Here is an 8,347-nt window from a genome sequence, read left to right as displayed (position 1 = left end):
CTGATTTACGGGGTAGTTAAGTCGGGCAAACCCTTTGACCCAAAATACTTGGAAAAAGGGCTTGCCATTCAAGACGGTATCTGACCCCGACTTTTTTTATTCTAGGTTCTGGACCTGTTCGCGCATCTGCTCGATCAGCAGCTTGAGCTCCATCGAGGCGTCGGCCAGTTCCTTGACCGAGGCCTTGGCGCCGAGGGTGTTCGCTTCGCGGTTCAGCTCTTGCATCATGAAGTCCAGGCGCTTGCCGACCTGGCCGCCTTTTTTCAGGATGTGGCGGGTTTCGCCCAGGTGGGCCGACAGGCGGCCCAGTTCTTCGGCCACGTCGATGCGGATGCCGTACAGGATCACTTCCTGGCGGATGCGCTCCATGGCGTCCTGGCGCGACATCGCGGTATTCGATCCCTGGCAGGCCAAACCGAGCGCCTCTTGCATGCGCTCCACGGCTTTTTGTTGGAATTGTGCAACTACCTGAGGAATTAGTGGGGTAATTCGTTTCACGATGCCTTCCATCGCTTCGATGCGCGAAACCAGCATCGCTTCCAATGCCGCGCCTTCGCGCTGGCGGCTCTGGACGAAGGCTTCCAGGGTCTTGTTCATCAGGGACGAAACGTCGGCCTGGAGCGACTCCTGGCCGATTTGTGCCTCTTCGACAACACCCGGCCAGCGGAGTAGTTCAGCAACACTCATCTGTGCCGCGCCGCTGAAATGCTGGCTGACCTCGCCTTGCAGGCGCGCCAGTTCGTTGAGCAGCGTTACATTCAAGGCCTGGGTGCCGGCCGCCGCGGCCTTGCGGCCAAAGCTCAGCCGCAGCTCCACTTTGCCGCGGGTAATGGCGCCCATGATGGCAGATCGCAAATCGGGTTCGAGCGCGCGTAAGTCGTCATTTATGCGGAATTGCAGGTCAAGGAAGCGCGAATTGACGCTTTTGATCTCAATTGTCAGCGTGCCCGCCGCGCTTTCGCTGGTGGCTACGGCGTAGCCAGTCATGCTGGAAATGCTCAAAGGATATCCCCGATTTTGTCTTTGTCTTTACAATATATTGCTTTGTCCCACACAATCCGGTTTAGTTGAAGCGAGGAAACTTATGGCAGCTCAGAACAACGCTCCATTACCGGATGGTCTGGAAATTGCTGGATACCGCATTGTAAAGAAAATTGCGTCAGGCGGGTTCAGTATTGTGTACCTGGCCTACGACGCCGAAGGTAATGCAGTAGCAATTAAAGAATATTTACCAAGCAGCCTTGCATTGCGTCAAGAGGGCGAGATGGTACCTGTGGTCACGAAATCGAACCTGGCAGTGTTCAGGATCGGGCTGAAGTGCTTTTTTGAAGAGGGTCGTGCACTTGCGAAGATTTCACATCCAAATGTTGTAAGGGTGTTGAATTTCTTCCGTGCCAATGAAACTGTCTATATGGTAATGGCCTATGAATCGGGTCATTCCTTGCAGGATCACATCCAGCGGCAACGCAGCAAGGGTCGCAATTGCAGCGAGGCCTTCGTGCGCCAGATCTTCACGCAAGTGCTGAAAGGCTTGCGCGAGGTGCACACCAACAAGCTGCTGCACCTGGACCTGAAACCGGCCAATATCTACCTGCGCACGGACGGCACGCCCATGCTGCTGGACTTTGGCGCGGCGCGCCAGACCGTGAATACGGACAGCCCGAAGCTGATGCCGATGTACACGCCCGGCTTTGCACCGCCCGAGCTGTACTCCAAGACCGAGGCGCTGGGCCCATGGACCGACGTCTATTCCATCGGCGCGTCGATTTTCGCCTGCATGCTCGGCCAGCCGCCGCAGCCGGCGGACCAGCGCCGCAAGGAGGACAAGATGGAGCCGCACTTCCAGAAGATGGAAATCCTCTATTCGCCGGAGCTGGTGAAGCTGGTACGATGGACTTTGCAGATCGACCCTCTGGCCCGTCCGCAAAGCCTGTTCGAGTTGCAAAAGATGCTGGCGCAGGCGCCGGCACCGAAGGAACCGCCGCCTCCGCCGGGGGCATTAGAGAAGCTGGGCAAGCTGGCAGGCAAGCTCGGATTTGGCCGTAAAAAAGAAACGGCCCCGCGCCAACAATAAGGAGCCCATGCCATGCAATTCGCCGTTTACCAGGAAACGCATATCGGGGGCCGGAAGGTCAACCAGGACCGGATGGGCTACAGCTTCACGCGCGACGCGCTGTTGCTGGTGCTCGCTGACGGCATGGGCGGCCACGCGCGCGGTGAGATCGCCGCCTCCATCGCGACCCGCACCATTTCGCAGATGTTCCAGCAGCAGGCAACGCCGTACGTGAAGGGGGCGGAGCGCTTCCTGGAGGAGGCGCTGGCAGCCGCGCATAACGACATCCATACGTACACGATGACCCACAATATGCCGGAGTCGCCGCGTACCACCATCGTGGCCTGCCTGGTGCAGCACAATACCGCGGTGTGGGCGCATTGCGGCGATTCGCGCCTGTACTGGGTGCGCAACGGCCAGCTGCACGGCCGCACGCGCGACCATTCGCACGTCGAGAACATGATCGAGAAGGGCCTGATCCCTGCCTCGGCGCGCAATACCCACCCGGACCGCAACAAGCTTTACGCCTGCCTGGGCGCAAGCAGCGCGCCGCGCATCGAAGTATCCGGCCGCGCCAACCTGCTGCCGGGCGATACCCTGATGCTGTGCTCCGACGGTTTGTGGTCGGTGGTCAGCGACGAAGAGCTGGTGCAGATGCTGACCACCCAGACCGTGGTGCGGGCAGTACCGGACATGCTGACGACCGCGCTGCGTCGCGCCGGTGACACCAGCGACAACGTGACGGCGCTGGCCATCATGTGGCAGGGCGCGCTGGTGGCCGATGGCACGCCGACCACCCACGCCGGTTCCACCGTGATTTCGACCGAGCAGCTGCCGCAGGATGTGGTCAGCACCACCATCCACGGCGCCAAGGTGGAAACCGACGCGTTCGATGACGACGAAATTGAAAAGGCGATCGCGGAAATCCGCGGCGCCATCGAGAAATCCACCCAGTTACTGAAATAGGAATTCCATGAGCACTGTGAACCGCCCGAGCGGCCGCGCCGTCGATGCGCTGCGCAATATCCGCATCACCCGCGACTACACCAAGCACGCCGAAGGTTCGGTGCTGATCGAGTGCGGCGACACCAAGGTGATTTGCACGGCCAGCATCGAAGAGCGCGTGCCCGGTTTCCTGAAAGGCAAGGGCCAGGGCTGGATGACCGCCGAATACGGCATGCTGCCGCGTTCGACCCATTCGCGCATGGACCGCGAAGCCGCCAAAGGCAAGCAAAGCGGTCGCACCCAGGAGATCCAGCGTCTGATCGGCCGGTCGCTGCGCGCAGCCTTCGACCTGGAAGCCTTCGGCGAACGCACCTTGCAACTGGACTGCGACGTGATCCAGGCGGATGGCGGCACCCGCACCGCGTCGATCACCGGCGCCATGGTGGCTGCTTATGACGCCTTCTCCAAGCTGAAAGCGCGCGGCATGATCGAAACCATCCCGGTCAAGCATTTCGTGGCGGCGATCTCGGTTGGCGTGTACCAGGGCGTGCCGGTGCTGGACCTGGACTACCTGGAAGATTCGGACTGCGACACCGACATGAACGTGATCATGACCGACGCCGGCGCCTTCGTGGAAGTGCAGGGCACCGCTGAAGGCGCGGCCTTCGACCGTGCGGCCATGAACCGCCTGCTGGACCTGGCCGAAGGCGGCATCAAGGACCTGGTCAAGCTGCAGAAGCAGGCGCTCGGACTGTAATTTCGCCCAAACGCTGGCGCAGGAAGTCGACGAACGCGGCGGTTTTCAAAGGCAGGAATTCGCGCGCCGGGTACACCGCATAGGTGGCTGGACCCGGCGGCACAGCCACATCTTCCATGATGCGTACCAACTGGCCGCCGGCCAGTTCGTCGGCGACGATGGGCAAGGGCACCTTGATGATGCCCGCACCGCCCACGGCTGCCGTCACCAACGCGCCGCCATCATTCATCTGCAGCGGGCCATCGACACGCACGATACCGGCTTCGCCGAAATTCCATTCGTCATAAACCCGCGCGCCCACCGCGTACAGCAAGCAGGCGTGCTGCTGCAATTCCTGCGGCGTGCGCGGCGTGCCCGCGCGGGCAAGATAGGAGGGCGCGGCGCAGACTACGCTGGGACTTTCGGCCAGCTTGCGCGCCACCAGCGTCGAGTCGACCAGGGCGGAGGTGCGGATCGCCACGTCAATCTGCTGCGCGATCAGGTCGACCATTGCGTCGTCCAACTGGAGCGACACCTTCACCTGCGGGTACTGCGCCGTGAAATCGGCCAGGAGCGGCACCAGCACGCGGCGTCCGGCCATTGAACACGAAACGCGCAACAGGCCGCGGACCTGCTGCCGGTAACTGTCGGCGAGGTGGGCGATCTTGTCCAGCGAGCGCTCGATCTGGCGCGCCTCGTCCAGCACCAGCTGTCCCACCTCGGTCAGCGCGAGCTGGCGCGTCGAGCGCTGGATCAGGCGCGCGCCGAGGTCTTTTTCCAATAGGGCGAGCTGGCGCGAAACGACAGACTTACCGCAGCCCAGCTTGAGCGCGGCAGCGCTGATGCTGCCGGATTGGATGATGGTAGCGAAAATGGCAAGGCGTTGCGGATTCATTGTTCCTCCTTGGTCAACAATGTAATGCCTTGTCGTTGACTTATCAAGCACGGTCATGGTCCGTACACTGGCGTCATTCAAACCTCTTTGGAAGCGTCATGACCAACAACCGCCAGTTCCTGCTTGCCCGCCGCCCTGTGGGCGCCATCCAGCGTTCCGATTTCGACTTCGCCACGATGCCGCTGCGCGCGCTGGCGGAGGGCGAAATCCTGATCCGGATCTCCCATGTGTCGCTGGATCCGGCCATGCGCGGCTGGATGAACGCGTCGACCGACTCGTACATGCCGCCAGTCGCGCTGGGCGATGTGATGCGCGCCATTGCCGTGGGCCGCATTGTGGAATCGCGTAACCCTGGATTTGTCGTTGGCGACCACGTCACCGGCTTGCTGGGTGTGCAGGAGTATGCGATTCACAACGGCGTTGGCCTGAGCAAGGTCGATCCTTCGCTGGCGCCGCTGCCGTTGTTCCTCGGTGCGCTCGGCATGCCAGGCCTGACCGCCTATTTCGGCCTGCTGGACGTGGGCCAGCCGAAGGAGGGCGACACGGTGCTTGTTTCCGGCGCGGCCGGTGCCGTTGGCGCGTTGGTGGGGCAGATCGCCAAGCTCAAAGGCGCTCGCGTCATCGGCATTGCCGGCGGAGCGGACAAGGTGCGTTACCTGGTCGAGGAGCTGGGCTTTGATGCCGCCATCGACTACAAGACCGAAAACCTGGCCGCCGCGTTGCGCCAGCATGCACCGAAAGGTGTCGACGTCTTCTTCGATAACGTCGGTGGTGAAATCCTGGATGCAGCGCTTGCCAACCTGGCACACGGAGCTCGCGTGGTGATTTGCGGTGCGATCTCGCAATACAACAATACCGACGCTGTAACCGGCCCTTCGAACTACCTGCAGTTGCTGGTCAAGCGCGCCACCATGCGTGGCGTGATGGTGAGCGACTACTATCACCGCGCGATGGAGGCGATCACCACCATGGGTGGCTGGATCCAGGGCGGCAAGCTGAAAACCCGCGAACACGTGGTGCAGGGTCTCGACTCCTTCCCCGACACATTCGCCAAGCTGTTTAACGGCGCCAACCAGGGCAAGCTGGTGCTGCAAGTGGTTTAAAATGTCGGCTCTTTCTAAAGAGCCGATATTCATGACACAACGCATCGTTCTCGCATCGAACAACAAGGGCAAGCTCAAGGAATTCAACGAGCTGCTCTCGACCATTGGTTTTTCCGCCCACCCGCAGGGTGAATTCGACGTGCCGGAGGCGGATGAGCCTTTTCACACTTTTGTCGAAAATGCACTGACCAAGGCACGCCATGCGGCCCGCCTGACCGGCCTGCCGGCACTGGCCGACGATTCGGGCGTGTGCGTGAATGCGCTGGGCGGTGCGCCCGGCGTGTACTCGGCACGCTATGCGGGCGAACCGAAGTCGGATGCGCGCAACAGCGAGAAACTGATCGCCGACCTGGCAGCGCATGCCGACAAATCGGCCTACTATTACTGCGTGCTGGTGTTTGTGCGCCACGCCGACGATCCGCAGCCGGTCATCGCCGATGGGCGCTGGGAAGGTGTGATTTCGCCGGAGGCGCGCGGCGAGGGCGGCTTTGGTTACGACCCGTACTTCCTGATCCCAGCGCTGGGCAAGCACGTCGCCGAGCTTGCGCCGGAAGAGAAGAACCGCCTGTCCCATCGCGGCCAGGCCCTGCGCGCGTTGGTTGAGAAGCTGAAGAAATGATCCCGATTAAGCCGGTCGGCAATGCCGTACCAAGCCGCACCATCGACAGCGCCGCCGGCGTCGCTGCAACCTACCTGCGCCCGGGCGCGCTGAACCTGCAGGCATTGCCGCCGCTTTCGCTGTACATCCATTGGCCGTGGTGTGTGCGCAAATGCCCTTACTGCGATTTCAATTCGCATGAGGCAAAGGGCGAAGTACCGGAGATGGAATACCTGGATGCGCTGCGGCGCGACCTGGAAATGTCGCTGCCCCTGATCTGGGGCCGCAAGATTTACACGATCTTCATCGGTGGCGGCACCCCGAGCCTGATGTCGGCTGCCGGCATGGACCGATTGATGTCGGACTTGCGCAGCCTGTTGCCGCTGGATGGTGCCTGCGAGATCACGATGGAAGCCAACCCCGGCACCTTCGAAGCCGAGAAATTCCGCTCCTACCGTGACAGTGGCATCAATCGCCTGTCGATCGGCATCCAGAGCTTCAACAGCGAGCACTTGAAGGCACTGGGCCGCATCCACGATGACGGTGAAGCGAAGCGCGCGGTGGAAATCGCGCTGGCGAACTTCGACAACTTCAACCTGGACCTCATGTACGCGCTGCCAAACCAGACGCTGGAGCAGGCGCGCCAGGATATCCAGACCGCGATCGACTTCAAGCCGCCACACCTGTCGCTGTATCACCTCACGATGGAACCGAACACGCTGTTCGCCAAGTATCCGCCGCAATTGCCGGACGACGACCTGAGCGCGGACATGCAGGACGTGATCGCCGAGCTGACCACTTCGAACGGCTACGGCCACTACGAAGTATCGGCCTACGCCAAGCCCGGCCACCAGGCGCGCCACAACCTGAACTACTGGCAGTTCGGCGACTACCTTGGCATCGGCGCCGGCGCACATACCAAGCTGTCCTTCCCGCACCGAGTACTGCGCCAGGCGCGCTACAAGCAGCCCAAGTCCTATATGGACGCGGTGGCCGCCGGCAATCCAGTGCAGGAAGAGCGCGAGTTGTCGCGCGATGAGATGGGCTTCGAGTTCATGCTGAACGCCTTGCGCCTGCAGGGCGGCTTCGAACCGAACCTGTTCGCCGAACGCACCGGCATGGCGCTGAACACCATCGAGAAACAGCTCAACGCCGCAGAAGCAAAAGGCCTGCTGTATCGCGACCACATGCTGATCAAACCGACCGAGTTGGGGCAGCGCTTCCTCAACGATCTGCAGCAGATGTTCTTGTAACAGACAACTAAGGCTCGCGGGGAGCGAAGCTTTTCAAGCGGGTTAATACGGTACGGATTACCCGCTTGAATAGCGCTCGGGCCGGATGAAATCGGGTTGGAGTTGGCAAAGTAGCGGTCCGAGTTCGGCTAAGAGCGGCCTATAGCAAAGTGCATTCTTGATGAAGTATAAATCCATAGGCTCGATGGCGCATAATTGGTCGCACTCTTTCACGAGTGGCATGAATTATGTAGACGACGGGTTCGTCTTCGAGGATGTGTATGAGATGGCGAGAGAGCAGCGCGGAGCGAAGGTAGTCATTAATTGGATTCCCGCGACAAGCGAAGAGCTATTCGGGCTTCCCACGAGAGTAAGGAAATGTGTTTTGACTTACCGACACGGATTGGAAGCGCATCTGCAGCGCCATCGCATTGATGCTGCTGCTCTTCTTTCCTTTCGTACTGAGATTGATCTGGAAGAAAATTTTCGGATGTGTGTCCGTTCTTATGTCCTCAATGATAGGAACAAAGAGCACATCGCATTCGTCTACAACTAACGTGCCCCCGGAGGCGCTTACGGCCAGAAGCTGCCGTTGCGTCCTCAGCGTCCCTCCCCAGTTGGTTGCAAATATGTCAAAATCGATGCGTACCAGGTCGCTGCGACTTTTGTCGATTTTGTTAAGCTGTATGGAACGCAGTGAATCCTAAAGAAGCCCCGCCGGTGAAGGGTTTCCTTAGTCAATGACAAGGGATGTTATATCGCAGACGCCCAAGTTAACTCGGTAT

8 protein-coding genes are annotated in these 8,347 nt (G+C 60.5%); 6 read left to right on the top strand and 2 right to left on the bottom strand.

What is annotated here, in order from left to right:
- Window positions 1-96 precede the first annotated feature (96 nt).
- Entirely contained in the window at window positions 97-987 is an 891-nt protein-coding gene (locus tag BM269_RS28720; RefSeq protein WP_090445994.1) for a YicC/YloC family endoribonuclease, read from the bottom strand.
- 97 nt (window positions 988-1,084) lie between these two features.
- On the opposite strand from BM269_RS28720, the gene BM269_RS28715 reads away from it, so the two are divergent.
- The 3 genes from BM269_RS28715 to rph are packed head-to-tail and all read left to right on the top strand — an operon-like array spanning window position 1,085 to window position 3,755.
- Window positions 1,085-2,074 carry a serine/threonine protein kinase gene (locus tag BM269_RS28715; protein ID WP_090445991.1) on the top strand — a complete coding sequence of 330 codons (990 nt, stop codon included), beginning with the start codon at window positions 1,085-1,087 and terminating at the stop codon, window positions 2,072-2,074.
- Between the two features lie 12 nt (window positions 2,075-2,086).
- Window positions 2,087-3,019: a PP2C family protein-serine/threonine phosphatase gene (locus tag BM269_RS28710; RefSeq protein ID WP_090445989.1), complete on the top strand. Its 933-nt coding sequence runs from the start codon at window positions 2,087-2,089 to the stop codon at window positions 3,017-3,019.
- Between the two features lie 7 nt (window positions 3,020-3,026).
- Window positions 3,027-3,755 (top strand): ribonuclease PH, encoded by a 729-nt coding sequence (gene rph / locus BM269_RS28705; protein WP_090445986.1) that lies wholly within the window; start codon window positions 3,027-3,029, stop codon window positions 3,753-3,755.
- Here the strand turns inward: rph and BM269_RS28700 are convergent.
- On the bottom strand, window positions 3,724-4,629 hold the full coding sequence (locus BM269_RS28700; RefSeq protein ID WP_090445983.1) for a LysR substrate-binding domain-containing protein: 906 nt from the start codon (window positions 4,627-4,629) through the stop codon (window positions 3,724-3,726). The genes rph and BM269_RS28700 overlap by 32 nt on opposite strands.
- A gap of 98 nt (window positions 4,630-4,727) precedes the next feature.
- Between BM269_RS28700 and BM269_RS28695 the strand changes: the two genes are divergently transcribed.
- The 3 genes from BM269_RS28695 to hemW are packed head-to-tail and all read left to right on the top strand — an operon-like array spanning window position 4,728 to window position 7,583.
- Window positions 4,728-5,732: an NADP-dependent oxidoreductase gene (locus BM269_RS28695; protein WP_090445980.1), complete on the top strand. Its 1,005-nt coding sequence runs from the start codon at window positions 4,728-4,730 to the stop codon at window positions 5,730-5,732.
- A 31-nt stretch (window positions 5,733-5,763) separates the two neighbouring features.
- The gene (rdgB, locus tag BM269_RS28690) at window positions 5,764-6,351 is read left to right on the top strand and encodes an RdgB/HAM1 family non-canonical purine NTP pyrophosphatase (RefSeq protein ID WP_090445976.1); all 588 of its coding nucleotides are present in this window, start codon (window positions 5,764-5,766) and stop codon (window positions 6,349-6,351) included.
- On the top strand, window positions 6,348-7,583 hold the full coding sequence (hemW, locus tag BM269_RS28685) for a radical SAM family heme chaperone HemW (protein WP_090445973.1): 1,236 nt from the start codon (window positions 6,348-6,350) through the stop codon (window positions 7,581-7,583). The genes rdgB and hemW overlap by 4 nt, the downstream gene beginning before the upstream one ends.
- Window positions 7,584-8,347 lie beyond the last annotated feature (764 nt).

Origin of the sequence: Duganella sp. CF458 (genome assembly GCF_900113115.1) — a bacterium.
Taxonomy (GTDB): Bacteria; Pseudomonadota; Gammaproteobacteria; order Burkholderiales; family Burkholderiaceae_D; genus Rugamonas.
Note: the sequence above shows the minus strand (reverse complement) of the source record. Positions and strands in the feature narration are given on the sequence as shown.